The sequence below is a fragment of the Methylobacterium sp. PvR107 genome, assembly GCF_017833295.1.
GTDB lineage: Bacteria > Pseudomonadota > Alphaproteobacteria > Rhizobiales > Beijerinckiaceae > Methylobacterium.
In genome coordinates, this window is sequence record NZ_JAFIBW010000001.1 from 1,739,313 (window position 1) to 1,765,005 (window position 25,693).

Genomic DNA, 25,693 nt, shown 5'->3' on the forward strand with positions numbered 1-25,693 from the left:
TCGCGGCAGGACAACGGGATCGGGGGCAAGTCTTCGTCCGTGCGTTTACATTTTCCGGGCCGGCCCTCAGATTTCCGAGGCCGGCCCTGAGGAGTCCGCGCCATGGCGCGTCCGACACGTGCGCGGGACCGACTCGTGCGCGTCACCGCTGTAACCGCTGCGCTGTGCGCCGCGCTGCTGCCACTTGGTGGCTGCCTCGGCACTGACGCCGTCCGTCGCCGGCCGATCCCGCAGGCCGACTTGTCTCCGCCGGCGGAGCTGCCGCAGGCGCCTGCTGCGGCCACTCCGGCCATCTCGGCCACGCCGGCTGCATTGGCGGGCCAGCGTATTGGGACGGGCGGCGTCAAGGTCGCGCTGGTCCTTCCGCTCAGCGGTCAGGGCGCTACGGTGGGCAACGCCCTGCGCAACGCGGCGCAGCTCGCTTATGATGAGGCCCAACAGCCGGACCTGACGATCCTGGTCGAGGACGACCGGGGCACGCCGGACGGTGCCCGCGACGCGACGCAGAACGCGCTGCGTCAGGGCTCCGAGATCGTTCTCGGCCCGCTCTTCGCGGGCAGCGTGCAGGCCGCCGCCAACGTGGCGAAGACGGCCGGCAAACCGGTGATCGGCTTCTCCACGGACGCGACGGTGGCCAGCCGGGGCGTGTATCTTCTGAGCTTCCTCCCGCAGCCCGAGGTTGATCGCATTATCGAGGACTCCGTCGCGGGCGGGAAACGCTCCTTCGCGGCCCTGATCCCCGAGACCGCCTACGGCAACGCCGTCGAGGCCGAGTTCCGGGAGGTCGTCGCCCGCCGGGGTGCCCGCGTCGCCGCGGTCGAACGCTATCCGGCGGGCGCGCCCGGCCCTGCAGTCGAGCGCCTGGCGCGGGTGATCACGGGCCCGGCCGCCACCGCGGACGCGCTGTTCATCCCGGAGACGGCCGAGGCCATGCCGGCCGTCGCGCTCGCCCTCACGAAGGCGGGATTCTCGCCGGGTCGGGTCCGTCCCATAGGAACGGCGCTCTGGAACGAGCCGGGCCTGTTCGCCCTGCCGGCCCTTCAAGGCGGGCGCTTTGCTTCGCCGGACCGCAGCGGCTTCTCGAATTTCAGCGGCCGCTACCAAGCCCGTTTCGGCAGCGTTCCACCACGTGTTGCCTCGCTGGCCTACGACGCGGTGACGCTCGCCGCTGCCCTGGCGCGCCAATACGGCTCGCAGCGCTTCGCCGAGACGACTCTCACCAGCGGATCCGGCTTCGCCGGGGTCGACGGTACCTTCCGCTTCCGCCCGGATGGTCAGAGCGAGCGCGCTCTGGCGATTTTCGAGATCCGCAACAACGCCGCGCCCGTCGTGAGCCCCGCACCCCGCGTGCTGGCCAAGCCGGGTATCTGATCAGGTCGCGAGTTCCGCCACCAGGGCGTTGAGGACGGGCGCACCGCGCGCGGTCGCCGCGATGCGGCCGCCGGGGCGCCGCTCCAGCAACCCGTCGCCTACCAGCATCCCGATCCGGTTGCCGTTGAGCGGACGCCCTTTCAGCGCGGCATAGCGATCCGGGTCGATGCCCTCGACGAGCCGCAGGCCCATCACCAGGAACTCGTCCGCCTGATCCTCAGGTGCGAGCGTCTCGGTTTCGACGATTCCGTGACCGTCGCGCTCGACCTTCGCGCGCCACCCCTCCGGCGACCGCTCGGTGACGGTGCCGATCCGCCCGTGCTCCGTGACCAGCCGCCCGTGGGCGCCGGGGCCGATGCCGGCATATTCCCCGTAACGCCAGTAGAGCAGGTTGTGGCGCGATTCCGCGCCCGGCCTGGCATGGTTCGAGATCTCGTAGGCTGGGAGGCCGGCTTTGGCGCAGAGATCCTGTGTCACGTCGTAGAGCACGCGGCCGGTCTCGTCGTCCGGGGTGACCAGCTTGCCGGCGGCGGCGAGGCCATGGAACGGCGTACCCGGCTCGATGGTCAGTTGATAGAGGCTCAGATGCTCGGCCGCCCGCGCCAGGGCTTCGCCCAGCTCGGACCGCCACGCCGCCGGCGTCTGGCCGGGGCGGGCATAGATCAGGTCGAAGGACGTGCGCGCGAAAACCGCCTGGGCGACCTCGATCGCCGCCAGCGCCTGCGCCACGTCGTGGAGTCGGCCGAGCGTCCGCAGGGACGCGTCATCCAGCGCCTGCACGCCGAGCGAGACGCGGTTGATGCCGGCCGCATGGTAGCCGCGAAAGCGGCCGGCCTCGACGCTCGACGGGTTCGCCTCCAGGGTGATCTCGGCGTCGGGCGCCACGCTCCAGTGGGCCGCCACGGCTTCGAGCAATCCGGCGACCGTCGCGGGCTGCATCAGCGAAGGCGTCCCACCGCCCAGGAAGATGCTGGTGACGGTGCGCCCCGGCGTGCGCGCGGCATTGTGGGCGATCTCGGCACGGAACGCGTCGAGGAAGCGTGGCTCGTCCACGCCCCCGTGGCGGACATGGCTGTTGAAGTCGCAATACGGGCATTTCGCCGCGCAGAAGGGCCAGTGCAGGTAGATGCCGAAGCCCGCATCGCGGGTCGGGTGGTCCGGGCCGGTCGGTGTCATGATCGCCGGGATGTGAGCGCCCGCGTCCCGTTTGGCAATCAGGACGCGGGCGCGAGGCACGCCCGGCTAAGATCGACGAAGGCCCGGGCCCGGTGCGAGAGCCCCGCGCCCTTCTGCCAATCGACGCCGTGCTTCTCGTCCGCGGTCATCTCGCCGAAGGTGCGCTCATGCCCGTCTGGCCGGAAGATCGGGTCGTAGCCGAATCCGGCCGAGCCCCGCGCCGCGACGAGCTCGCCGAACACCCGGCCCTCGAACAGCTCCGTGTGGCCGTCCGGCCAAGCGAGCACCAGCGCCGAGACGAAATGCGCCCGGCGCTCCGCCGCGCCGCGCCGGTCCAGCTCGGCGAAGATCCGCGCCATGGCGCCGGTGAAATCCTTGGTCGGCCCGGCCCAGCGGGCCGAGAAGATGCCCGGCGCCCCGTCGAGGGCGTTCACGCACAGGCCGGAATCGTCCGCGAAGGCCGGAAGCCCGGTCGCGTCGGCTGCGGCCGTCGCCTTGATGGCGGCGTTCTCGGCGAACATCGTGCCGGTCTCCTCCGGCTCCGGGAGGCCGAGTTCGCCGGCCGAGACGGCCTCGATCCCGAACGGCGCCAGCAGCTCGCGCATCTCGGCGAGCTTGCCCGCATTGTGGGTGGCGATCACCACCTTGCCGGTCAGCCGCCGGCTCACGCGATCGCCTCCTTCTGGAGCGCGACCAGCCGGTCGGTGCCGGCGCGGGCGAGCCGCAGCAGCTCGAGGAGCTGATCTTGCGAGAACGGCTCCATCTCGGCGGTGCCCTGCACCTCGACGATGCCGCCCCGGCCGGTGAGCACGAAGTTGGCGTCGGTCTCGGCCGCAGAATCCTCGGCGTAATCGAGGTCGAGAACCGGCGTACCCTTGTACAGGCCGCAGGATACGGCGGCGACGTGGTCGCGAAGCGGATCGACCGAGATGATCGAGCGCGTCCGCATCCATGCGAAGCAATCGTGCAGCGCCACCCAGGCACCCGTGATCGCGGCGGTCCGGGTGCCACCGTCGGCCTGGATCACGTCGCAATCGATTGTAACCTGACGCTCGCCGAGGGCCGGCAAGTTGGTCACCGCCCGCAGAGAGCGTCCGATCAGCCGCTGGATCTCCTGCGTCCGGCCCGAAGGCTTACCGGAACCGACCTCGCGGCGGGTGCGTTCGTGGGTCGCACGCGGGAGCATGGCGTACTCGGCCGTGACCCAGCCCTTGCCCGAACCGCGCAGCCAGGGGGGACCGCGCTCCTCCAACGAGGCGGTGCAGAGCACCCGGGTGTTGCCAAAGCTGACGAGGCAGGAACCCTCGGCGTAGCGCGAGACAGCGCGCTCCAGGCTCACGGGCCGCAACTCGTCGGCGGCACGCTTGGAAGGCCGCATCGCGGGCCCCTTCTGTGGTGAGAAGTCGAGGGCCGGGCTCTTAGGCCGCCACGCCACCGCGAGCAAGCATCGCCGTATGGATTGATCCACGCGTGTTGGACGGACATGATCGGACCACAGGATGACCGCGTGACAGATCCCCACCCCAGAGTTTCAAACAGCCAACCCATGCAGGCGCTTGCCGCACTGAACGAACGCGCGCGCGAAATCTTCCGGCAGATCGTCGAGAGCTACCTCACGACGGGCGAGCCGGTGGGATCGCGCAATCTTGCCCGCATCCTCCCGATGGCGCTGTCGCCGGCTTCGATTCGCAACGTGATGGCGGATCTGGAGCATTCCGGCCTGATCTTCGCCCCCCACACCTCGGCCGGCCGGCTGCCGACCGAGCTGGGCCTGCGATTCTTCGTCGACGCGATGCTCGAACTCGGCGATGTCAGCCAGGACGAGCAGCAGCGCATCGAGGCGCAGATGCGGGCCGCAGCTTCGGGCCACACCTTCGAGTCGGCTTTGGCCGAAGCCTCGACCATGTTGTCGGGTGTCTCGCGCGGGGCCGGCGTGGTGCTGACCACGAAAGCCAACGTCAACCTGAAGCATATCGAGTTCGTGCGCCTCGACCCGGCCCGCGCCCTCGTCATCCTGGTCTCGGATGACGGCTCCGTGGAAAACAGGCTGGTGGACCTGCCCCCAGGCCTGCCGACGGGGGCGCTACAGGAGGCCACCAATTACCTCAACGCCCGGCTCCAGGGCCGCACCCTCGGATTGCTGCGCGCCGAGATTGAGGCCGGCCGCAAGGCGATGAAGCGGGAGCTGGACGCGCTGACCGAGCGCTTGGTTTATGCCGGGCTCGCGACGCCGGTCGGCCCGACGGAAGCGCGGCAGCTGATCGTGCGCGGGCAGGCCAACCTGCTGGACGATCTGCGCGCGGTCGAGGATCTCGAGCGCATCCGGCTGCTGTTCAATGACCTCGAAACCCAGAAGGACGTCATCGACCTTCTGGCCCGGGCCGAGGGCGGCGAGGGCGTGCGTATCTTCATCGGCTCCGAGAACAAGCTGTTCTCGCTCTCGGGCTCGTCGCTGATCGCGGCCCCGTTCCGCGACGGGTCGCAGCAGATCGTCGGCGTCGTCGGCGTCATCGGCCCGACGCGGCTGAACTACGCGCGCATCGTGCCGATGGTCGACTACACCGCGCGGGTGGTGTCGAAGCTCCTCGACGGCGGTCGGTGACGCGCCGGGCAGGATTGAATCCCGCCCGGCGCGTCGATCGGACGACGGTTGGCGGCGCTCAGGCCGGGATCACGTCCACGATCTCGTAGGTGTCGGGGTCGATGATCACGATGTCGTCGCGCACGAGGACGAACTCGTAGCCCTCGTATTCCGGCACGATCGAGACGATCGCCGGCGGCAGCCGATGCAGGGTGACCGAACGCGGGATTGCGGTGCCCACGGCGAGACCGAAGGCGACGTCGCGCAGCGGCGACACGCCGAGGCGCGTGATCGAGCTGCGGAACTCGGTGCGCTGCCGCGTATCGAGGCGGTTCACCGCGCCGCGGGCAGACCCACCACCGCGGACACCGCCGCGCGCGCCCTCGCGCGCTCCATCCCGTGCGCCGTCACGGCCGCCGCGCTCGCCAGCCGAGCCGCGGCCGCCCTGGTTCGGACCGGCGCCATCGCGGTCACCGCGCTCGCCGGCGGGACCGCCTTCGCGGCCGCCCCGCTCGCCAGCCGGGCCGCGGCCGCCCTGGTTCGGACCAGCACCATCGCGGTCACCACGCTCGCCGGCAGGACCGCCGTCGCGGCCGCCCCGCTCGCCGGCTCCAGCATTGCCAGGTCCGTTGCGCTCGGCCGCGCCGCCGGAGCGACCCGGGCCTTCCGCACCACGACCGGCCGGACCACCGGGTTCCGCGCCGCGCGCGCCGCCGTCGGCACCCGCCGCGCCGGGTCCGCGCATCCCGCCCTCGGCTCCGCCGGCACCGCCGCGCCCGCCGCCGCCCGGTCCCGCGCCGCCTGCCGCAGGGGCGCCAGCGCCGCCAGCGCCGCCGCCGGGGCCTCCGCCCGCACCGCCGCCGCCAGGGCCGCCCTGCGCGAACGCGGTCGCCGCTCCCGCGACGACGATCGCGGCCGCCACCGTGTCTCTCAGAATCCGCTTCATGGCATCTCCTCCTGGCAATGTTGGAGCGCCCTTGACGCCCGCGCCGGCCCCGCAACGAGCCCCCGGGCCAAACTGTTCCGTCGCGTCCTCGTCAGAGGGAACGCCTCTGGCGGCGATCTCAGCCTTCCCGTCATCCCGGAGCCGGGGAGCGGGACCCGGGCTCATGGGCGCGGCAAGCGGCGCTCGGATCATGCAGGAATCGCCCACCCGGACAGCTCGAAGGCGGTGACACTTGCTGCGACGGGTCGTGGCTAAGTCCCCTCACGGACTTGCGATCACGGTCATCACCTGTAACGTCGCGCCCTGCAAAGAAGAGCCCGGCTTGTCGCCGGCCGAAAACGTGATTGACGGAGACGCCATGTCCGCCTCGCGAGACGATACGATCGGTATCGCACCGGGCGCCCTCAGCGACGCAGCCGATCGGAAGCGGCGCATCTGGGCGATCGTGGGCTCGTCGTCGGGCAATCTCGTCGAGTGGTACGATTTCTACTGCTACGCGTTCTTCGCCCTCTACTTCGCGCCGGCCTTCTTCCCGAAGGGCGATTCCACGAGCCAGCTGCTCCAGACCGCCGGCATCTTCGCCGTGGGCTTCTTCATGCGGCCGATCGGCGGCTGGCTGTTCGGCCGCATCGCCGACCGCGTCGGGCGCCGGACCTCCATGGTCATCTCGGTGCTGATGATGTGCTTCGGATCGCTCCTGATCGGCATCCTGCCGACCTACGAGCATGTCGGCACCCTGGCGCCGGTGCTGCTACTGCTCGCCCGCATGCTCCAGGGCCTGTCGGTCGGCGGGGAGTACGGCACCTCGGCGACTTACATGAGCGAGGTCGCCATCAAGGGGCAGCGCGGATTCTTCGCATCCTTCCAGTACGTCACGCTGATCGGCGGGCAACTTCTCGCCTCGCTGGTCCTGGTCCTGCTCCAGACGGTCATGACCGGGCCTGAACTCACCGCATGGGGCTGGCGCATCCCGTTCTTCATCGGCGCCGGCCTGGCGGTCGTGGCGCTCTATCTCAGGCGCTCGCTGGCCGAGACCAAGGACAACAGCGACAAGGAGACCGCCGGGACCTTTTCCGCGCTGGCCAAGCATTGGCGGGCGTTCCTGGTCGTCGTGGCCTACACGGCCGGCGGCTCCCTGAGCTTCTACACCTTCACGACCTACATGCAGAAATACCTGGTCAACACCGCCGGGATGCCGAAGACCTCGGCGTCGCAGGTGATGACCGTGGTCCTGTTCGTCTACATGGCGATCCAGCCGATTTTCGGGGCGCTGTCCGACAGGATCGGCCGCAAGGCCAACATGCTGCTCTACAGCGGGTTGGGCACGCTGATGGTCGTGCCGCTGATGACGGCTCTGGGGACCAACAAGGACCCTTATCTCGCCTTCGCGCTCATCACCCTCGGGCTGGCGGTGGTGTCGTTCTACACGGGGATCAGCGGCATCGTGAAGGCGGAGCTGTTCCCGACCAACGTGCGCGCGCTCGGCGTCGGGCTCTCCTACGCGGTGGCCAACGCGACCTTCGGCGGCACCGCCGAGTTCGTGGCGCTGTGGTTCAAGGATAACGGCATGGAGAGCACGTTCTTCTGGTACGTGACCGTGCTGATGGCGATCGCCTTCGTAGCCTCGCTGATCATGCCGAACCCGAAGGTGCACGGCTATCTCGACGGCGCCGGCACCGTCGAAGAGGCGCTCGGCAAGAAGCCGCGCTTCGCCCACGCCTGATCGCGTGCAGGATCCGGCTGGACCAGCCGGATCTTTCCCGCTGATATGCCACCCGTCGGGCGCGCCAGACGCCCGCGGGAGGAAACCATGCGCAAGACCGCCTTTGCCGGCGCCCTGACTCTCCTGTGCCTCGCCGCAGGCGCGCCGGTTCGAGCAGCCGAGCCGTTCAAGCCTACGCAGCGTGCGGGCTACTTCTTCGTCGGCGGCCACTACGAAGCCGCCAAGGACAAGACCACCGCTTCCGGCCAGATGTACGTGACCTACCGCGCGCCGGAGCGGGTTACGCAGCCTTATCCCATCGTCATGGTGCATGGCACCGCTCAAACCGGGACCAACTTTCTCGGCACGCCCGACGGCCGTCCTGGTTGGGCCGACCGCTTCGCCGCCAAGGGCTTTGCCGTCTATGTGGTCGATCAAGTCGGTCGCGGACGCTCGGGCGGCGACCCGGAGACCTACGGTCCCTATGCCCGGTTACCAGTCGAGGATCTGGAGACCGTATTCACCGGGCAGGAGCGATCCGGGCTCTATCCGCAGGCCAAGCTGCACACGCAATGGCCGGGTGGCCCGGGCGTGCGCGGCAACGCTGCCTTCGATCAGTTCTACCTCTCGCAGGTGCCCTACATCGCCAGCGCCCTCAAGAGCGAGGAGCTGGTCGATCCGGCGCTGATCGCGCTCTTGGAGAAGACCGGACCGGCGATCCTCCTGACGCACTCGCAGGCCGGCGTGTTCGGCTGGGCGGTCTCCGATCAGCGGCCCGATCTCGTGAAGGCGCACGTCGCCGTGGAGCCGAATGGGCCGACCTTCTATGACATCCGCTTCAAGGGTGGCGACGCCTGGTACGAGCGCGTGGGCGATTCGCGGGCCCGGCCCTACGGCATCACGCGGGTGCCGCTTCATTTCGAGCCCCCGGTGAGCAAGCCTGCCGATCTCACCGTCGTCCAGGCCGAGACCGCCGCCGCGCCCGACAAGATCCGGTGCTGGCTCCAGGCCGAGCCGGTCCGGACCCTGCCGAACCTCGCCAAGGTGCCGGCCGTGATTGTAACCTCGGAGGCGTCGTTCCGCGCCACGATGGACGATTGCACCGGCGCATTCCTGGAACAGGCCGGCGCGAAACCGGACCGGCTGCGGCTCGCCGAGCGGGGGATCCACGGCAACGGCCACATGATGATGCTGGAATCGAACAGCGACGAAGTGGCCGACGCGATCATCGGCTGGATCACGTCCCAGACCGCTACGCCGGACGGAAAGCCACGCCCTTAACCCGCCGCTTACCCTGTGGCGGCGAGGGTGTCCCGGTCATCCGATGAGGGAACGCATGACCGACATGACCGACACCGTGGGCGTTGCGGGCGACCGCATTCGCTCGATCATCGAGCGCGTGGAACGGCTGGAGGAAGAGATCAAGGACCTGATGGAGGCCAAGAAGGAGGTCTTCGCCGAGGCCAAGGGTGAGGGCCTGGACGTGAAGGTGCTCAAGGAGATCCTGAAGATCCGCAAGCAGGACAAGGACGAGCGCGACGAGCAGGAGACCCTGCTCGACGTGTACCTGCGCGCCATGGACGCGCCCTCCCCGGCGCCGATTGCGCAGGCCGCCTGAGGCAAGCGGCAGGGAGCGGCGCCCGGTGCGCCGCTCCCCTCGATGTTACGCGGTCGTGCCGAGATAGGCCACTAGATTGCCGCGGATGCGCGCGAGCGGCTCCTCGCCCGGGTCGGGCAGCACGAACCGCGCGCCGGTGATCGTCTCGTAGGCGCGGATGTAGACCGCAGCGGTTTCCAGCACGACTTCAGCGGGGATCTCGGGGATCGGGTCTTTGTACGGGTCGCAGCGGGCCACGACCCAGTTGCGGACGAAATCCTTGTCGAAGCTCTCGGGCGCCGAACCCGCGGCGAAACGCTCGGGATAGCTTGCGGCGAACCAGTAGCGGCTGCTGTCCGGCGTGTGGATCTCGTCGGCCAGGACGATGCGACCCTCCGGATCGGTACCGAACTCGTACTTCGTGTCCGCCAGGATCAGGCCGCGCTCTGCCGCCATCGCCTGGCCGCGGGCGAACAGCGCCAGCGCCGCCGCCGACACCGTCCGCCACTGCTCCGGCGTCAGGAGCCTCCGCTCCAGAATCTCGCCTTCGGTGAGGGGCTCGTCGTGTCCGCCGTCGAAGGCCTTCGTGGTCGGCGTGATGATCGCCTCTCGCAACCGCTCGTTCGGCCGCATGCCGTCGGGGAAGCGGTGGCCGTACATGTCGCGCTCGCCTGCCCGGTAGCGCGTCAGGATCGACGTCGAGGTTGTGCCGGCGAGGTAGCTGCGCACAACCACCTCAACCGGCAGGATGTTCAGCCGGCGGCCGACCACGACGTTCGGGTCGGGATAGGCCAGCACGTGGTTCGGGCAGAGGTCGGCCGTGTGCTCGAACCAATAGCGGGCGGTCTGCGTCAGGACCTGTCCCTTGAACGGGATCGCCGCGAGGGCCCGGTCGAACGCGCTGATCCGGTCGGAGGTGATCAGGATGCGCCGACCGTCGGGAAGGTCGTAATTGTCCCGCACCTTGCCGCGGTAATGGTTCGGCAGCTCCGGCAAGGTCGCGTCGCGCAGGACTTGATGCGCGTGCGGGGCGAGGTCTGCCGTGTTCATCGGGACGGTCCGTCAGGCTGTACGGCGATCGCGCCGCCCTGCCTGTGTGCGCGGACGGGCGGAAGATTTCCAGCCCCGAAGCTCAGGCGTCGCCGCCGGTGCCGAGGACGCGTCCGAACTCGGCACGGCCGCAGCCATGACGCGGAACGGCAAGCGATTTCAGACGGGTGACACCGACTTGCGGTCGGCACTCCGAGACTTCGTGCTCTGGTCGGGGTCCCGGCGGAGCCCTATCCTAACCGAGGGCGGCACACGATGCGGCGGCTCGTGGTCGGCGGCCGAGGGCCGACGCCTGACCGCTGAGGAGCGATGACAGTACAGATGCAGCAGGCAAGCAGGCATCCCTTCCTGCGCAAGATCGACAGTGTCGCTCTGTTCAAGCCAAGCGAAGCCGAGATGGCTGCGCTCGCGGCCATGCCGATGCTGGTGACGCAGATCGACGGCTATCAGGACATTGTGCGCGAGGGCGACCGGCCGTCCCGGAGCTTTGCCGTGCTGGACGGAATCGCCTGCACCTACAAGTCGACTTCCGCCGGCAAGCGGCAGGTCATGGGATACCATGTGCCGGGTGACATGCCGGATTTCCAGAGCCTCTACCTCGAAATCCTCGATATCAGCATCGCCACGGTCAGCCCGTGCCGGGTCGGTTTCGTGCAGCATGAGGCCGTGCGCGCGTTGCTGCGCCAGCATCCGCGGCTCAACGAGGTCTTCTGGCGCGCGACTCTGATCGATGCCGCCCTGGTTCGGGAGTGGATGCTCAACACGGGACGGCGTGACGCCTACGCGCGGATGGCGCATCTCTTCTGCGAGTTGATCACGCGCCTCGGTGCCGTCGGGCTGGCGCCGGATCAGACCTTCGAGATGCCGATGACCCAGCCCGAACTCGCGGATGCCCTGGGCATCACACCCGTTCACGTGAACCGCACGATCCGGGATCTGAAGACGGCCGGCCTGATCACGCTCCGGAGCCGCCGCCTGACCGTGCATGATTGGGACGGCTTGATGTCGGCCGCCGAATTCGATCCGACCTACCTCCACCTGCGCGACCGGGATGCTGTTTGAGCCGGAAGCAGAGGGTTTTCCGGCCGGCGGGACGCGTCAGTTGAACCCCTTGCGCTGCTCTGCGCGTTCCTGCGCGGCGAGCTTGCGACCGATTTCGAACAGGAGCGCCTCGGCTCGCGCCTTGAGGCCCGGATCGGGAACAGCATCGATGGCGCGGTAGGCGATCATCGCCGCGGCCGCCGCACGTTCGAGGGGCGGCTCTCCGGTGAGGAATCCCGTCTCGGTTTGGGTGAAGGCAGGGCCCCTATCGTTCGTCCGCAGGTCGGTGATGTCGACCACGATCCCACTCCCTCCAGCCGGACGGCCCCGGTGATTGTGGGAGAAGCGGCCGCGAACGAGGACCCAGTGCAGCACGCCGTCCGCCGAGATGACGCGGAACTCGGTGACATACGGCCAGCCGTTGCGCGCCGCTTCGCGGAACGTCGTCAGGATGCGCGATCGATCCGCGGCATGGATCCCGGCGCCGTAGGCGGACAGCGGCAGACCCGCCTTGGCTTCCTCCGGATCGACATCGAACAGACGTGCCACGAACCTGTCCGACCGAGCCCGGTCCAAAGCCGCATCCCAGCACCAGCTGCCGATCACGTCCAGTGCATCGGGCACGCCTGGAAACGTAGGCGGACGGGGCAACCCATCGAGAGACTTCCACCTTGGCATCGTGTCGCGGGCTCCCGACTTAAAGCTGATCCATGTTAGACTGCTTTCAATCGACATCAAGGAGTTTTGTCACAATCGAACGCGACTGTTGCGCTCAGCCGAATGGATATTCCCCGACAATGCGTTTGCCGTACACCATGACGGGGAAGGAAAATATATATCCGGTCGCCGCTTAAGATAAAAGCCGTTGCTCGACCGGCAGATATTTATTCCAAAATCATGGATATTTCATATCAATCTAAACTCTTTGCCGTTTGCAGGAACCGGCTTGATTTTTATCTATAAATGAATATTCGACAATCTGAAGCAAAGGAATATTTTCGACTCTGACGCAACTGCGGGATCGCGCTGGAATCGTCCCTCCGCCGGCTGCATCCCGGCGACGTGTGGACCGCCAGCCGGCTAATCCTTAGAGATCTCACCGCGCAGAACGCCGACGGTGAAGATTTCTGAGGCCACGGCCGGTCCGGCGGCACCCGGGCTGCTGCTGTTATCGGCTTGGGCAGTTCACGAACATGCTTTCCGGCAGCGTTAAAGCTGCGTGAAGCCGGCGCCGAGACGTCAACGCCGTTGTCAGGGATCGTCTGCTCGGCTGTCGCGTGGCCTGTCCGATCGACGGCTCACGCATCGATCTGCGCGATGCGTTCCGGACAGCGGTTGCCGCGGGCGGCCGCAACGCCGTCCGCCTTCAGACTGTCTCTAGGATCAGGGCCCATCAGGTACAGCTGCGACGGCAGCGAGCCAGAACCAGCAGCTTCGCGGTCACCGATCGGACTGCTTGCTGCAACAGAGCTGATCACACCGGCGCGCAAGCGAACAAGCCGATCTCGCCAAGTCTCTGTAGATATTCAGAAAGTTGATGGTGCCCAGGGGCGGAATCGAACCACCGACACTGCGATTTTCAGTCGCATGCTCTACCAACTGAGCTACCTGGGCGTCGTCCGCGCCGGTCTCGGCCTCGGACGCCGCGGGGTATAATCAGTGCCGGACGGCCTGTCCAGCCTTGCCGTGACACCGGCGTGACGGAAAGGCCGGAAAAAATGTCAGTGCTCCGGATCCGGCTCAGGCGGGGGCTCGTCCGAGTCGAGCTCCTCCGGGATCGCGTAGCGCTCGTTGAGCCAGCGCCCGAGATCGACATCGGCACAGCGTTGGGAGCAGAACGGCCTGTAGTCCGAAGCGGCCGGCCGTCGGCAGATCGGGCAAGCCTCCCGCGTCTCCCGGCTCACGCGAGGCCGCCCCAGCCGGCACGGACGGGATAGCCTTCGCCCTCGAGCAGGCTGATCGTCTCATAGAGCGGCAATCCGACCACGGCGCTGTAGGAGCCGACGAGCTTCACCACGAAAGCGCCGGCAAGGCCCTGAATCGCGTAGCCGCCGGCCTTTCCGCGCCACTCGCCCGAGGCGACGTAGCCCTGGATGTCCCGTCCCGACAGGCGCTTGAAGCGCACGCGGGTCTCGACGATCCGCTCGCGCCGCCCGCCCGGCGAGAGCACGCAGATCGCTGTGAAGACCCGATGCTGGCGGCCTGAGAGGAGGCGCAGGCAATCGGCCGCTTCATCCGGCACCTCCGCCTTCGGCAGAACCCGACGCCCGACTGCGACAACGGTGTCGGCGGACAAGAGCCATGTCGGCATCGTCGCGTCGCCGAGATGGAGCGCAGCCTCGGCGGTAGCCAGCTTGGTCCGGGCGAGCCGGCGCGCGAGCTCACGGGGCGGTTCAGCCTTGCGCGGTGTCTCATCGATCTCGGCGGGCAGCAGCGCATCCGGCTCGATGCCGATCTGCTGCAAGAGCGCGAGGCGGCGCGGCGACGCGGAGGCCAGCACGAGCCGGGCCGTCGGCCCCTGCGTCGCACCGATCGCTTCTGGTGTGGCGTCCATAGTGTTCCGTTCGCACAATCGGCCGGGTGCGCCAGCGGCGCCGGCCAGGCGGCGTCCTCATCGCTCGGGATCGCCTCAGTCGCCTGCGTGATAAGGGATGGGGTCGGGCTTGTGAACCGAGATGCCCGCTTCCCGTGGGCCGCTACCCCGCCGGGTCGCGCAACGTCGGAATTCGGCGAGACAATCACGACCGAAACAGACGAAGACAGTCACGCCGCTGTCTGGAGTGCGCTCGGCGGCTGTGCCAATGAAGACATCAATCACAAATGGAAGATTTTTCAGACACATCCAAAAGCTCGGGATCGGCCGTAACTGGATGTTAACCATGGACGCTCGACGATGCCGGTGTCGGAAAAAGACCGGACCCGATGTTGAACGCTGATCCGCTCCTGCAGCGCCCGAAACTCGTGAACCTCGCCACCCTGGCGCGCGCCCTCGACGGCTTGCGACCGAACGCGAACTCGCCCGTCGAGATGTGGCAGATGCTCACCGACCAGTATGTCGTCGATCTCGACGCCGTCGCAGCGCTTCTGCCGGCGGGCGAGCCGGAGACGCTCTGGCTGCCCGCACGGGACTGAGCCGCAATCAAGGCCGACGACTGGCACAAGCCGTGCTTGAGAGTATCGACAAGCGGAGGAAGCACCCAGGCAACGACAACGCGGCGGCTCTCACGCCAGAGCACCCCGCGGACCTTTCGATCGCTCGAAGCCGAGGTCCGTCATGTCGGAATTGCTCTCCGTTGCCCTGGTCTGTGCCGGCACGCTGCTCGCACAGGATTGCTCCCGCGATACCGCACTCGATGTCATTGTGGCTCCGGCGCACACGCCGATGGAATGCCTGATGCACGCGCAGACCATGGCGGCGCAGGCCGGTCTGCCCGGCGGCAGCGACCGCTACCTCAAGATCGCCTGCGAGCACCGGCACACCGACAAGGGGACCGGCGCGGTGATCCGCAGGGCATCGTAGTGCCGTCGCCGCGTCCGGCTCCGGCCCTCAGACTCTCCGTCGCGGCTGGCCCATGCGCGGCGCGATGACCGATCCCGCCTCCGTGGTAGGGGCGGCAGGAGAACGGATTGGTGCATCAAAGCCACGTCCGTATGATTCTTGTCGCCCTCCCCCTCTCGGGCAGTTGCCGCGCTTAGCCGCGAGAACCATCCTGCACGGCCATGCTGATGCAGATTAATCCCGGCATCAACCACGTTGCCGCCCAGATCGCCCGCGCGCCGGGCGGGGCTCCTGCGAGTGCCCGCCCGATGCTGTACGATGCGTTCGACCTGCAGACCGATCTCGCTGCGCAAACCCGCGCGTGGGGTCAGGTGCTGGACACGATGTGGTCACCCTGGGCCGGCCTCGGCGAGCCGGTCTCGTGGATGTCCGCGGGCGCCCGGATGATGATGCGCGCCGGCCTGACCTTCGCCCGGCCCGCTTACGGGATCGACAGCGTGATGGTCGGCAACCGCAGCGTCCCGGTCGCCGAGGAGCCGGTCGCCGTGACGCCGTTCGGGACCCTGCTGCACTTCAAGAAGGACATCCACACCGAGCAGCCAAAGGTGCTGATGGTGGCGCCGATGTCCGGGCATTTCGCGACGCTGCTGCGCGCCACCGTGCGCACGATGCTTCCGGATCACGACGTCTACATCACGGATTGGCACAATGCCCGAGACGTGCCGCTCTCGGAGGGCCGGTTCGGGTTCGACGATTATGTCGGGCACCTGATCCAGTTCCTGCAGACGATGGGCGAGGGCTCGCACATGGTCGCGGTGTGTCAGCCGGCGGTTCAGGCCCTGGTGGCGGCCGCCGCGATGGCCCAGGCGAAGGACCCGGCCGCCCCGCGCAGCATGACCCTGATGGCCGGGCCAGTGGATTGCCGGGTCAACCCGACCGGGGTGAACGAGCTCGCGACCTCGAAGCCGATCGCATGGTTCGAACAGAATCTGATCGCGACGGTGCCCAGGCGGCACAAGGGGGCGGGCCGCAAGGTTTATCCGGGTTTCGTCCAGGTCTCCGCCTTCATGGCGATGAATGCGAAGCGCCACGTCCAGGGCCATACCGACCTGTTCTGGCACATGGCCAAGGGCGAGGCCGCTAAGGCCGAGGCGATCGAGAGCTTCTACGACGAGTATTTCGCCGTGCTGGACCTCGCGGCCGAGTTCTACCTGGAGACGGTCAAGACGGTGTTCCAGGATTACACCCTCGCCAAGAACGAGGCGACCTATCGCGGCGCACCGATCGACCTGCGGGCGATCCGCCGGACGGCCCTGATGACCGTCGAGGGTGAGCGGGACGACATCTGCGCCGTCGGCCAGACGATGGCGGCCCACGATCTGTGCACCGACCTGCCGCCCTATATGCGCTCCCACCATCTCCAGGCCGGCGTCGGCCATTACGGCGTCTTCGCGGGCCGGCGATGGGATTCGCAGATCTACCCGCAGGTGCGCAACTTCATCCAGGCGCACAACTGAGGGCCCGGGCAGGCGCCCTGTCGCGCGGATTTGACCCGCCGACCGCCGCAGCCCACCATGATAGCCTCAGGCGATCGGGGTCCGGATCCATCCGGCAGCCCCCGGCCCATCCTTTGGCGTGAGGCGGAACGGTCGGCGTGATCGACAGGGACGGCTTCGGCAGCAAGACCGGCAGGAACGGACCCGAGCCGGGCCGCACGACCGCCAACGCGCGGCTCGACAGGCTCGTCGCGCAGGCACGGGCGGCCGCCGTGTGGGAGCAGGCGTGGCCGGTGCTCTGGCGCGGGCTGGGCGTCGGTCTCCTCTTCCTGATCCTGTCGTGGTCGGGTCTGTGGCTCGATGTGACCCCGCTCTGGCGCCAGATCGGCCTCGGGATCCTCGCCATGCTTCTCGTCGGCGCGCTTTTGCCCCTGGCCCATCTGGGCCGGCCGGGCCGGCGCGCGGCCCTCGCCCGGCTTGACCGCGAAGCGGCCGCCCGCGATCCGGCCCTGAGGCACGGCCCGGCCTCGGCGGCCCAGGACAGCCTGGCGGTGGGCGCCGCGGATGCGGGCAGCCAGGCCCTCTGGGCCCTGCACCAGCGCCGCGCCGCGCAGGCCGTGGCGGCCCTGCGCGTCGGCCTGCCCCGCCCGGGCATGACCCGGCGCGATCCGTTCGCGCTCCGGGCCGGCCTGACGGTCGCGGCCATCGCCAGCCTGTTCGCCGCCGGCCCCGAGTGGCGCGAGCGCATCGGCGCGGCCTTCGACTGGCAGGAACCGGCCGCGCCGGGTCCGAATTTCCGCGTTGACGGCTGGATCGATCCGCCGATCTACACCCGACTGCCGCCGTTGCTGATCGCCATGGACGGCACGGACCAGCACCTGCGGGCGCCGGTCAATGCGCAGCTGATCGTGCGGATTGCCGGCCAGGGCAAGGCGGCGGCCGACACGACCCTGACACCGAATGCGGGCCTCATCACAATCCCGGGCCAGGAGGCGCGTCCCGATCTGCGCGAGGAGCGCTATCGCATTGTCGGCGGCGCGGAGCTTGTGATCGCCACGCCGGCCGGCCGCCAGCGCCTGACGGTCGACGCGATCCCCGATCGGCCACCGGAGGTGACCGCCGTCGGCGGCCCCGAGGTCAACGGGCGCGGCACCTTCAACCTCACCTACAAAGCCAAGGACGATTACGGGATCAGCGCCGCCGAGGCGGTGATCGCGCCGCTGAAATCCGGCCGCTCGCTGGTCCCGCTGCCGCATATCGGTCTCGCCCTGCCCGCCGATGCCAGCGGCGATTCCGAGACCAAGACCCTGGTCGACCTGACCGACAGCCCGTGGTCGGGAGCGCGGGTGCGCTATCACATTGTGGTCAAGGACGAGGCGGGCCAGGAGGGCAAGACCCCCGACACCGAGATCACCCTGCCGGCGCGGCCATTCCGCGACCCGCTCGCGCGGGCGCTCGCCGAAGAGCGGCGTCGCCTGGTCACGGCGCCTGAGACCGACCGCCGCTGGGTCCAGAGCGCCCTGGACGCACTCCTCGTTGCCCCCGACACGTTCACGCCGCAGCCCGCGATCTTCCTCGGCCTGCGGACGGCGACCGAGCGCCTGCGCCGCGCGCGCTCCGACACCGATCTGGTCGATGTCGCCGACCTGCTCTGGGAGATGGCGCTCAAGATCGAGGACGGGGACCTGTCCGACGCCGAGAAGCAGCTCCGTCAGGCCCAGGATCGGCTCAAGGATGCGATCGAGCGCAACGCGCCCGACGACGAGATCAAGCGCCTGACCCAGGACCTGAAACAGGCGCTCGACAAGTTCCTGTCCGAGATGGCCCAGAAGCAGGGCCGCGAGAATCGCGATCAGAGCGACCGCGGGCAGAGCAACCCGCAATCCAAGACCGTGACGCCCCAGGACCTCGACAAGATGATCCAGGACATGGCCGAGGCCATGAAGCGCGGCGACACCGCCGAGGCCCAGCGGCTCATGGAACAGCTGCGCAACATCCTGGAGAACCTCCAGACCGCCGAGCGCGGCAGCCGCTCGGATCAGGCCTCGCGCGAGATGCAGAAGCAGATGCGCGATCTCGACGACATGGCCAAGGAGCAGCAGGGCCTGCGCGACGACACCTTCAAGGATGGTCAGCAGCCGCGCAGCGGACAGCGGCAGCAGGACCGCGGACAGCAGCAGGGCCAGCGCGGACAGCAGGGCAGCCAGGGCCAGCAAGGTCAGAAACAGCAGGGGCAACAAGGTCAGCAGGGCCAAGGTCAACAGGGCCAGCAGGGACAGGGCCAGCAGGGCAATGTCGGTGAGCGTCAGCAGGCCCTCCGCCAGCGCCTCGAGGATCTTGAAAAGCGCATGAAGGAGAACGGCATGCGCGGCGAGCAGGGTCTCTCCGACGCCGAGGACGCCATGCGCGAGGCCGAGAACGCCCTGAAGCAGGGCGATTCCGGTGAGGCGGTCGATGCCCAGGGTCGCGCTCTCGACGGCTTGAAGCGCGGCGCCGAGGGCATGGCGCAGCAGATGCAGGACATGGCCGAAGGCCAGGGCGAGGGTCAGCAGGATGGCGGCCAGCAGCCCGGGCAGCAGGGGCAGGCCGGCGCGCGCGACGACGACCCGCTCGGCCGCCCCACGCGCGGACGCGACATGAGCGACGGCCGGGTGCGCGTGCCGACAGCCGATGAATCGGCCGTCCAGCGAGCGCGACGGATCATGGAAGAGCTGCGGCGCAAGCTCGGCGACCCGACCCGGCCGCGCGAGGAACTCGACTATTTCGAGCGGCTGCTCCGCCGCAACTGAACCTCCCTCATTTCAACCAGCGTCGCGGGGCCGGTCGGCGGCCCTGCATCCGGCCCGGATCCCCGTCAGCATGTCGTCGAACACCCTCGTCCTTCTTGCGTGCCTCGCCGTCGCGGTGGTGCTGTTCCTCGGCCTGGCCAACATGATGCGAGGCGGCAGCGCCAACCTCTCGCAGAAGCTGATGCGCCTGCGCGTGCTGCTGCAATTCGTGGCCATTCTGGTCATCATGGGCGTGGTCTGGCTGCGCTCCGCCTGAACGGCTCGGCTCGATCGATTCCCGTCCGTCCCCCCGCACCGTCGCTCAAGGCGTCGAAGGTGAGCCCAAGCTCGCAGGGCGCGCCTGGGGCCGGCAACGCATGGGTGTGACCACGCCGCCGCACATCGCGGGTTTCGCGCAGGCGACGGATGAATTCGGCGCCTGAGCACGCAGGCCTCTGCTAGGTTCGGTGGAGCAAACCGCCAAGCCTACCCGGCCGAGACCGCATGATTGCCCCTTCCCGTCACTGTTTGATCGGCCTCATGACCGGTGCGGCGATCCTGCCCGCTTCGGCCGCCGACCTGCCGCGATCGCTCCCCGCGGCATACGCGGCACCGGCTCAGCCGCTGAGCATCGTGTCGGAGGTCCGGATCGGCGGCGCGGTGCAGGATCCCGGCAGTGCCGAGGGCAAGCTCCCGGGCTTCAGCAAGGCGAACGTCAACGGCGAGATCCTGTTCGCCAAGCCGCAGATCAGCGCCGATCCATTCTGGCAGGCCTTCGTGCCGCGGCCGACGGTGGGCGGCAGCTACAACACGGGCGGCCGAACCAGCTACGCCTATCTCGGCGCCACCTGGACGCTCGAGATCTTCCCCGAGACGTTCAACCGCCGCATCTTCCTCGACGGCTTCTTCGGCGGCGTTGCCCATAACGGCTGGACCGGTCCGAAGGCGCAGACGCCCTACGGTTTCAATACGCTCGGCTGCTCGCCCATGTTTCGCGAGGCCGCGGCTCTGGGCTATCGCCTGACCGAGCACTGGAGCATCATGGCCACCGTCGAGCACATGTCGAATGCCGGCCTGTGCGCGAACAATCGCGGGCTGACCAATTTCGGCGGCAAAATCGGCTACACGTTCTGAGGCGCCAGACTCCTTGGTCAAGCTCAACCGCATCTACACGCGCACCGGAGACAAGGGCACGACAGCCCTGGCGGATGGGCAGCGCCGCTCAAAGGCGGACCTGCGTATCGAGACATACGGCACCGTCGACGAGACCAATGCCTGCATCGGGATGGCGCGCCTGCACACGCAGGGGCCCCTCGACGCCATGCTGGGGGCGATCCAGAACGACCTGTTCGATCTCGGCGCCGACCTCGCCACGCCGCCGAGTCCGGAGCCCCTCCCCTACGAGCCGCTGCGGATCGTCACGAGCCAGGTCGAGCGCCTGGAGCGCGATATCGACGCCCTCAACGCAGCGATCCCGCCGCTGAAATCCTTCGTCCTGCCGGGCGGTTCGGCGGCCGCCGCCGCATTGCACCTCGCCCGCACCGTGTGTCGACGGGCCGAGCGCCTCGCCGTGGGCCTCGCTGACCGCGCGGACGAGACCGTCTCGCCCGAAGCGCTGCGCTATCTGAACCGGCTCTCGGACTTCCTGTTTGTGGCAAGTCGCGGGGCCAATTCCGACGGTGCGGACGATGTCCTGTGGGTGCCCGGCGCCAACCGCTGATCGCGCTTTCGCGCTTCAAGGTCCCTCACCGGGCTGAACCGGTCAGGATCGGCCGACCCCGTCGGCTCTAAGCACGCGCGCCGTCGCTCCGGGACGCCGAAGGCAATCCCTGGATCCGGAGCCGCCGACGGCCCTCAGCCGGACACGCGGACCCCGATCGATTCCGCGTCCTCCCCTCGACCAACCGAATGACGCGATCGTGGGTCCCGGGCGCCGCGCGGTTCCGGCTGTCCAAGCTCGGCACCCCCGGGGCCGCCGCCGCGCCGCGTTGACAAGGCCGAAATGTGGCCGTTACGGTCCGCGCGCTTTGCGTGCCCTCGCCACGCCGCGCTCATGGCGCCGGTTGGCGAGGCCTGCACGACGAAAAGAATCCTCCGGGGAAGGATCGTGACCGCCATGAAGGTGCTGGTGCCCGTCAAGCGGGTGGTGGACTACAACGTCAAGATCCGCGTGAAAGCCGACGGCTCCGGGGTCGAGCTCGCCAACGTGAAGATGTCGATGAACCCCTTCGACGAGATCGCCGTCGAGGAGGCGATCCGCCTGAAGGAGAAGGGCACGGTCACCGAGATCGTGGCGGTCTCGATCGGCCCGCAGCAGGCCCAGGAGACGCTGCGCACTGCGCTGGCGATGGGGGCCGACCGCGCCATCCTGGTGAAGACCGACGTCAATTGCGAGCCGCTCGCGGTGGCCAAGCTCCTGAAGGCCGTGGTCGAGAAGGAGAGCCCGGAGCTGGTGATCCTGGGCAAGCAGGCGATCGACGACGACTCGAACCAGACCGGCCAGATGCTCGGCGCGCTGCTCGGCTGGCCGCAGGGCACCTTCGCGTACAAGATCGAGGCGGGCGACGGCAGTCTCGACGTGACCCGCGAGGTCGATGGCGGCCTTCAGACGGTGAGCCTCAGGCTGCCGGCCATCGTCACCACGGACCTGCGCCTCAACGAGCCGCGCTACGCGTCGCTGCCGAACATCATGAAGGCCAAGAAGAAGCCCCTCGAGGAGCTGGCGCCCGACGCCCTCGGCGTCGACGTGACCCCGAAGCTCAAGGTGCTGAAGACCGCCGAGCCGCCCGGCCGCTCCGCGGGCGTCAAAGTCGGCTCTGCGGCCGAGCTCGTTCAGAAGCTCAAGGTCGAAGCCGGCGTCATCTGATTCGCATCGCGGGGCTCCCGGCCGCCGGTCGAGTTTCGCGCCACCCCACACGAAGGCTCTCTGGCGACCATGACGACACTCCTCTTCGTCGAGCACGGCAACGGACAGATCAAGGACGGAACGCTCAAGGCGCTCACCGCCGCCAAGCAGATCGGCGCGCCGATTCACGCCCTCGTGCTCGGCAGCGCCGCGAAGGCCGTGGCCGAGGCGGCGGCCAAGCTCGAATGCGTGGAGAAGGTTTTGGTCGCCGAGGACGGCGCCTACGACCACGATCTCGCCGAGCCCGTCGGGTCGCTGATCGCCTCGATCGCCGGCCCCTATGAGGTGATCATCGCGTCGGCCTCCACCACCGGCAAGAACGTGCTGCCGCGGGTGGCCGCCCTGCTCGACGTCGCGCAGATCTCGGACATCATCAAGGTTGTCTCGCCCGACACGTTCGAGCGGCCGATCTACGCCGGCAACGCCATCCAGACCGTGCAGACGCCCGGCGGCAAGACCGTGATCACCGTCCGGACTGCGGCGTTCAAGGCCGCGGAAGAGGGGGGCGCCGCTGCTCCCGTGGAGGCGGTCTCGGCGAACGCGCCCGACGCGGGCGGCTCGACCTTCAAGAGTGAGGAGATCGCCAAATCGGACCGGCCGGAGCTGGCCTCGGCCCGGATCATCGTGTCCGGCGGGCGCTCCCTCGGTTCGTCGGAGAAGTTCCACGAGCTGATCGAGCCGCTGGCGGACACGCTCGGGGCGGCGGTCGGCGCCTCGCGCGCCGCGGTCGACGCGGGCTACGCCCCGAACGACTGGCAAGTCGGCCAGACCGGCAAGGTTGTGGCGCCGGACCTCTACGTCGCGGTCGGCATCTCCGGGGCGATCCAGCATCTCGCCGGGATGAAGGACTCGAAGGTCATCGTCGCGATCAACAAGGACGAGGACGCGCCGATTTTCCAGGTGGCGGATTACGGCCTCGTCGGCGACCTCTTCCAGGTTGTTCCGGAGCTGCAATCCGAGATCGGCAAGGCAAAGGGCCAGTAGCGGCGGGGTTTTCGCGTCGTCGACGCTGCATCGGCATTGTCGCAGCGGGCGACGTCGCGGGTTTCATCCGCGCCGGTGATTGGTCTAGAAGACAGCGATAGCGGGAGCTCGCCGCCGCGTCGGCGCAGTTCGCTGAACAGGCGGCCGTGCATCGGCATCCGCATTAGAGGCACAGGTCGGCAGATGGACATGGAGATCAAGCGGGTCGGCATCATCGGCGCGGGCCAGATGGGCAGCGGCATCGCGCAGGTCTGCGCCGCCGCCGGTCTCGACGTCCTGCTGAACGACCGCGATCCGAACCGCCTTGAGAACGGCCTCGGCGTCATCGAGGGCAGCCTCAACCGGCTCGTCTCAAAGGGCAGCCTTTCGGAGGATGACAGCCGCGAGGCGCGGGCGCGGATCCATCCGGCGCGGGATTTCGATGCGCTGGGCCCCTGCGATCTGGTGATTGAGGCCGCGACCGAGAACGAGGCCACCAAGCGCGAGATCTTCAGCACGCTGTGTTCGTCGCTGCGGCCGGAGACGCTGGTCGCGACCAACACCTCATCCATCTCGATCACCCGCCTGGCCGCAGCCACCGACCGGCCCGAGAAGTTTATCGGGATCCACTTCATGAACCCGGTTCCGGTGATGCAGCTCGTCGAGCTGATCCGCGGCATCGCCACCGAGGATACGACCTACGAGGCGGCGAAGGTCTTCATCGCCAAGCTCGGCAAGACCTCGACCATGTCGGAGGATTTTCCGGCCTTCATCGTCAACCGCATCCTCCTGCCGATGATCAACGAGGCCATCTACACGCTCTATGAGGGCGTCGGGTCGGTGGAGTCGATCGACACGGCCATGAAGCTCGGTGCCAACCACCCGATGGGCCCGCTACAGCTCGCGGATTTCATCGGCCTCGATACCTGCCTGTCGGTGATGCAGGTGCTCTACGAGGGGTTGGCGGATTCGAAGTATCGCCCCTGCCCGCTCCTGGTGAAGTACGTCGAGGCCGGCTGGCTCGGCCGCAAGGCCAAGCGCGGCTTCTACGATTACCGCGGCCCGACGCCGATCCCGACCCGCTGAAAGCCGCGGTGAGGCGGCGCGCGCGCCGCCCCGGAATCAAGCCTTACTTTGCCGCTCCACCATTGGCGTTCGGCTGGGCCGGCTGCGGATATGACGGATTTCCGCCCGGAACCCCGGTGCTGTTCGACGGCGACGCGCCGTTCGACTGACCGTTGACCGAGCCGGTCACCTCACGCCGCGACGCATCCTGGCTCTGGCTGGCGTAATCCTTGGGCGAGTTCGCGCCGTTCCAAGTCAGCAGCCCCACCGTGGCGATCGCCAGGAGGACGAGGCTCGCCACGAGCACCCACAGCACGGACTTGCCGCGCTCACCCTGCCGGCTCTCCTGCTGGTTCAGTTCCTCGACCATGTACACAATCCTCGTCGGCAGGACGCAACTCGCCGGACGGCGGTCTGCGACACGTTTCCGTTACCGGCCGCCAACGCGGCGCCGACGAGGCGGGTTCCTGCGCTCGGGCCGTCAGCGGCCGGTCGTCAGCAGGATCTTGCCGAGATGCGCGCTCGATTCCATCAGCTCATGCGCCTGCCGGGCCTGTTCGAGTGGGAAGGTCGCGTGCGTGACGGAGCGAATGCGGCCAGCATCGAGTTCCGGCCAGACGTCCTTGCGCAGGCCTTCGGCGATGGCGGCCTTGTCGGCCTTGGGGCGTGGGCGCAGGGTCGAGCCGGTGAAGGTCAGGCGATTGCGCATGATCGGCGTGATGTTCAGGCCGTCGACCTTGTAGCCGCCCATGAGAGCGATCATCACCAAGCGTCCGTCCGGCGCGAGGGATTTCAGGTTCCGCGGCAGATAGCTGGCGCCGATCATATCGAGGATGACGTCGACGCCGCGCCCGTCGGTCAGGCGCTTCACCTCCTCGGCGAAGTCCGTCTGCTTGTAGTCGATGGCGGCATCCGCCCCGAGTTCCTCGCAGAACCGGCACTTCTCCGCCGAGCCGGCGGTGGCGAAGACCCGGGCACCGACATACTTGGCGATCTGAATCGCGGTGGCACCGATGCCGCTCGATCCGCCGTGGACCAGGAAACTCTCGCCCCGGGCGAGGCGACCGCGCTGCACGACGTTCGAGTACACTGTGAAGAAGGTCTCCGGCAGGCCGCCGGAATCGACGAGCGAGACCGCCTTCGGCCGCGGCAGGCAGTGGCCGGCTTCCGCCACCGCAAATTCCGCATAGCCGCCGCTGATGACGAGGGCGCAGACTTCATCGCCCGGTGCCAGGCCGGTAACGCCCTCCCCGAGGGCGATCACCCGGCCGGCGACTTCAAGGCCGGGGATCTCGGTCGCGCCCGGAGGCGGCGGGTAGGCTCCGGACCGCTGGGCAACGTCGGGCCGGTTCACCCCGGCGGCGACGATCTCGATCAGCACCTGGCCCGCGCCCGGGCGCGGCACCGGGGCGGTTTCGACGGCGATCACCTCCGGACCGCCGGAACCCGTGAAGCGGATCTGGCGCATGGTGTCGGGCAGGTCAGGGCTGGCCATCGATGGATCCTCTCCGGCGCGGGGTCTCGGGCCGGGTC

27 protein-coding genes and 1 tRNA gene are annotated in these 25,693 nt (G+C 68.5%); 16 read left to right on the plus strand and 12 right to left on the minus strand.

Going from position 1 to position 25,693, the window contains the following annotated elements; all coding sequences use genetic code 11:
• Positions 1-102: 102 nt before the first annotated feature.
• Complete coding sequence (locus tag JOE48_RS08025) at positions 103-1,371, plus strand: penicillin-binding protein activator (RefSeq protein WP_210029087.1); 1,269 nt, start codon at positions 103-105, stop codon at positions 1,369-1,371.
• Here JOE48_RS08025 and hemW read toward each other — a convergent pair whose 3' ends face one another.
• Genes hemW through rph form a run of 3 tightly spaced genes read right to left on the minus strand, consistent with a single transcriptional unit; the run spans position 1,372 to position 3,925 of the window.
• A complete protein-coding gene (gene hemW, locus JOE48_RS08030; RefSeq protein ID WP_210029088.1) occupies positions 1,372-2,547 on the minus strand; it encodes a radical SAM family heme chaperone HemW in 1,176 nt (391 codons plus the stop codon).
• A gap of 38 nt (positions 2,548-2,585) precedes the next feature.
• Positions 2,586-3,215 carry an RdgB/HAM1 family non-canonical purine NTP pyrophosphatase gene (gene rdgB, locus JOE48_RS08035; protein WP_210029089.1) on the minus strand — a complete coding sequence of 210 codons (630 nt, stop codon included), beginning with the start codon at positions 3,213-3,215 and terminating at the stop codon, positions 2,586-2,588.
• Positions 3,212-3,925, minus strand: coding sequence for a ribonuclease PH (rph, locus tag JOE48_RS08040; RefSeq protein ID WP_210029090.1), 714 nt, complete (start codon positions 3,923-3,925; stop codon positions 3,212-3,214). The genes rdgB and rph overlap by 4 nt, the downstream gene beginning before the upstream one ends.
• Positions 3,926-4,093: 168 nt before the next feature.
• Between rph and hrcA the strand changes: the two genes are divergently transcribed.
• On the plus strand, positions 4,094-5,149 hold the full coding sequence (hrcA, locus tag JOE48_RS08045; protein WP_210035639.1) for a heat-inducible transcriptional repressor HrcA: 1,056 nt from the start codon (positions 4,094-4,096) through the stop codon (positions 5,147-5,149).
• 58 nt (positions 5,150-5,207) lie between these two features.
• Here hrcA and JOE48_RS31030 read toward each other — a convergent pair whose 3' ends face one another.
• Both JOE48_RS31030 and JOE48_RS31035 read right to left on the minus strand, forming a co-directional pair.
• Positions 5,208-5,465 carry a DUF1236 domain-containing protein gene (locus tag JOE48_RS31030; RefSeq protein WP_312893123.1) on the minus strand — a complete coding sequence of 86 codons (258 nt, stop codon included), beginning with the start codon at positions 5,463-5,465 and terminating at the stop codon, positions 5,208-5,210.
• Positions 5,462-5,983 (minus strand): hypothetical protein, encoded by a 522-nt coding sequence (locus JOE48_RS31035; RefSeq protein WP_312893124.1) that lies wholly within the window; start codon positions 5,981-5,983, stop codon positions 5,462-5,464. The genes JOE48_RS31030 and JOE48_RS31035 overlap by 4 nt, the downstream gene beginning before the upstream one ends.
• 449 nt (positions 5,984-6,432) lie before the next feature.
• Here JOE48_RS31035 and JOE48_RS08055 point away from each other — a divergent pair, with 449 nt between their 5' ends.
• The 3 genes from JOE48_RS08055 to JOE48_RS08065 all read left to right on the plus strand — a co-directional run bounded on the left by JOE48_RS08055 (position 6,433) and on the right by JOE48_RS08065 (position 9,394).
• Positions 6,433-7,797, plus strand: coding sequence for an MFS family transporter (locus JOE48_RS08055; RefSeq protein ID WP_210029092.1), 1,365 nt, complete (start codon positions 6,433-6,435; stop codon positions 7,795-7,797).
• Between the two features lie 87 nt (positions 7,798-7,884).
• Positions 7,885-9,057, plus strand: a complete 1,173-nt coding sequence (locus tag JOE48_RS08060) for an alpha/beta hydrolase (protein ID WP_210029094.1) — start codon at positions 7,885-7,887, stop codon at positions 9,055-9,057.
• A 55-nt stretch (positions 9,058-9,112) separates the two neighbouring features.
• On the plus strand, positions 9,113-9,394 hold the full coding sequence (locus JOE48_RS08065; protein WP_010681866.1) for a DUF2312 domain-containing protein: 282 nt from the start codon (positions 9,113-9,115) through the stop codon (positions 9,392-9,394).
• Between the two features lie 45 nt (positions 9,395-9,439).
• On the opposite strand, the gene JOE48_RS08070 is transcribed toward JOE48_RS08065, so the two are convergent.
• The gene (locus tag JOE48_RS08070) at positions 9,440-10,423 is read right to left on the minus strand and encodes a phosphoribosylaminoimidazolesuccinocarboxamide synthase (protein WP_210029095.1); all 984 of its coding nucleotides are present in this window, start codon (positions 10,421-10,423) and stop codon (positions 9,440-9,442) included.
• A 309-nt stretch (positions 10,424-10,732) separates the two neighbouring features.
• Between JOE48_RS08070 and JOE48_RS08075 the strand changes: the two genes are divergently transcribed.
• A complete protein-coding gene (locus JOE48_RS08075) occupies positions 10,733-11,485 on the plus strand; it encodes a Crp/Fnr family transcriptional regulator (RefSeq protein ID WP_210029096.1) in 753 nt (250 codons plus the stop codon).
• A gap of 36 nt (positions 11,486-11,521) precedes the next feature.
• Here JOE48_RS08075 and JOE48_RS08080 read toward each other — a convergent pair whose 3' ends face one another.
• From JOE48_RS08080 to JOE48_RS08095, 4 genes are all read right to left on the minus strand, one after another.
• Complete coding sequence (locus tag JOE48_RS08080; RefSeq protein ID WP_312893125.1) at positions 11,522-12,013, minus strand: PAS domain-containing protein; 492 nt, start codon at positions 12,011-12,013, stop codon at positions 11,522-11,524.
• Positions 12,014-13,002: 989 nt separating this feature from the next.
• A tRNA-Phe gene (locus JOE48_RS08085) sits at positions 13,003-13,078 on the minus strand.
• A 107-nt stretch (positions 13,079-13,185) separates the two neighbouring features.
• Positions 13,186-13,368, minus strand: coding sequence for a DNA gyrase inhibitor YacG (locus JOE48_RS08090; protein ID WP_210029099.1), 183 nt, complete (start codon positions 13,366-13,368; stop codon positions 13,186-13,188).
• On the minus strand, positions 13,365-14,018 hold the full coding sequence (locus JOE48_RS08095; RefSeq protein ID WP_210029100.1) for a Maf-like protein: 654 nt from the start codon (positions 14,016-14,018) through the stop codon (positions 13,365-13,367). The genes JOE48_RS08090 and JOE48_RS08095 overlap by 4 nt, the downstream gene beginning before the upstream one ends.
• Before the next feature lie 368 nt (positions 14,019-14,386).
• Between JOE48_RS08095 and JOE48_RS08100 the strand changes: the two genes are divergently transcribed.
• The 10 genes from JOE48_RS08100 to JOE48_RS08145 all read left to right on the plus strand — a co-directional run bounded on the left by JOE48_RS08100 (position 14,387) and on the right by JOE48_RS08145 (position 24,181).
• The gene (locus JOE48_RS08100; protein ID WP_210029101.1) at positions 14,387-14,596 is read left to right on the plus strand and encodes a hypothetical protein; all 210 of its coding nucleotides are present in this window, start codon (positions 14,387-14,389) and stop codon (positions 14,594-14,596) included.
• 142 nt (positions 14,597-14,738) lie between these two features.
• A complete protein-coding gene (locus JOE48_RS08105; RefSeq protein WP_210029102.1) occupies positions 14,739-14,984 on the plus strand; it encodes a hypothetical protein in 246 nt (81 codons plus the stop codon).
• 287 nt (positions 14,985-15,271) lie between these two features.
• On the plus strand, positions 15,272-16,480 hold the full coding sequence (locus JOE48_RS08110) for a polyhydroxyalkanoate depolymerase (protein ID WP_210035641.1): 1,209 nt from the start codon (positions 15,272-15,274) through the stop codon (positions 16,478-16,480).
• A gap of 137 nt (positions 16,481-16,617) precedes the next feature.
• Positions 16,618-19,248: a TIGR02302 family protein gene (locus tag JOE48_RS08115; RefSeq protein WP_210029103.1), complete on the plus strand. Its 2,631-nt coding sequence runs from the start codon at positions 16,618-16,620 to the stop codon at positions 19,246-19,248.
• 70 nt (positions 19,249-19,318) lie between these two features.
• Positions 19,319-19,504 carry a twin transmembrane helix small protein gene (locus tag JOE48_RS08120; protein WP_210029104.1) on the plus strand — a complete coding sequence of 62 codons (186 nt, stop codon included), beginning with the start codon at positions 19,319-19,321 and terminating at the stop codon, positions 19,502-19,504.
• A gap of 227 nt (positions 19,505-19,731) precedes the next feature.
• Positions 19,732-20,361 carry an acyloxyacyl hydrolase gene (locus JOE48_RS08125; RefSeq protein WP_210029106.1) on the plus strand — a complete coding sequence of 210 codons (630 nt, stop codon included), beginning with the start codon at positions 19,732-19,734 and terminating at the stop codon, positions 20,359-20,361.
• A gap of 13 nt (positions 20,362-20,374) precedes the next feature.
• On the plus strand, positions 20,375-20,947 hold the full coding sequence (locus tag JOE48_RS08130) for a cob(I)yrinic acid a,c-diamide adenosyltransferase (RefSeq protein ID WP_210029107.1): 573 nt from the start codon (positions 20,375-20,377) through the stop codon (positions 20,945-20,947).
• Positions 20,948-21,343: 396 nt separating this feature from the next.
• Positions 21,344-22,093, plus strand: a complete 750-nt coding sequence (locus JOE48_RS08135; RefSeq protein ID WP_210035643.1) for an electron transfer flavoprotein subunit beta/FixA family protein — start codon at positions 21,344-21,346, stop codon at positions 22,091-22,093.
• A 69-nt stretch (positions 22,094-22,162) separates the two neighbouring features.
• Entirely contained in the window at positions 22,163-23,116 is a 954-nt protein-coding gene (locus tag JOE48_RS08140) for an electron transfer flavoprotein subunit alpha/FixB family protein (protein WP_210029108.1), read from the plus strand.
• A gap of 183 nt (positions 23,117-23,299) precedes the next feature.
• The gene (locus tag JOE48_RS08145) at positions 23,300-24,181 is read left to right on the plus strand and encodes a 3-hydroxybutyryl-CoA dehydrogenase (protein WP_210029109.1); all 882 of its coding nucleotides are present in this window, start codon (positions 23,300-23,302) and stop codon (positions 24,179-24,181) included.
• 43 nt (positions 24,182-24,224) lie between these two features.
• On the opposite strand, the gene JOE48_RS08150 is transcribed toward JOE48_RS08145, so the two are convergent.
• Positions 24,225-24,530 carry a hypothetical protein gene (locus JOE48_RS08150; RefSeq protein ID WP_210029110.1) on the minus strand — a complete coding sequence of 102 codons (306 nt, stop codon included), beginning with the start codon at positions 24,528-24,530 and terminating at the stop codon, positions 24,225-24,227.
• A gap of 111 nt (positions 24,531-24,641) precedes the next feature.
• Positions 24,642-25,655, minus strand: a complete 1,014-nt coding sequence (locus JOE48_RS08155) for an NAD(P)H-quinone oxidoreductase (RefSeq protein WP_210029112.1) — start codon at positions 25,653-25,655, stop codon at positions 24,642-24,644.
• Between the last annotated feature and the right edge of the window lie 38 nt (positions 25,656-25,693).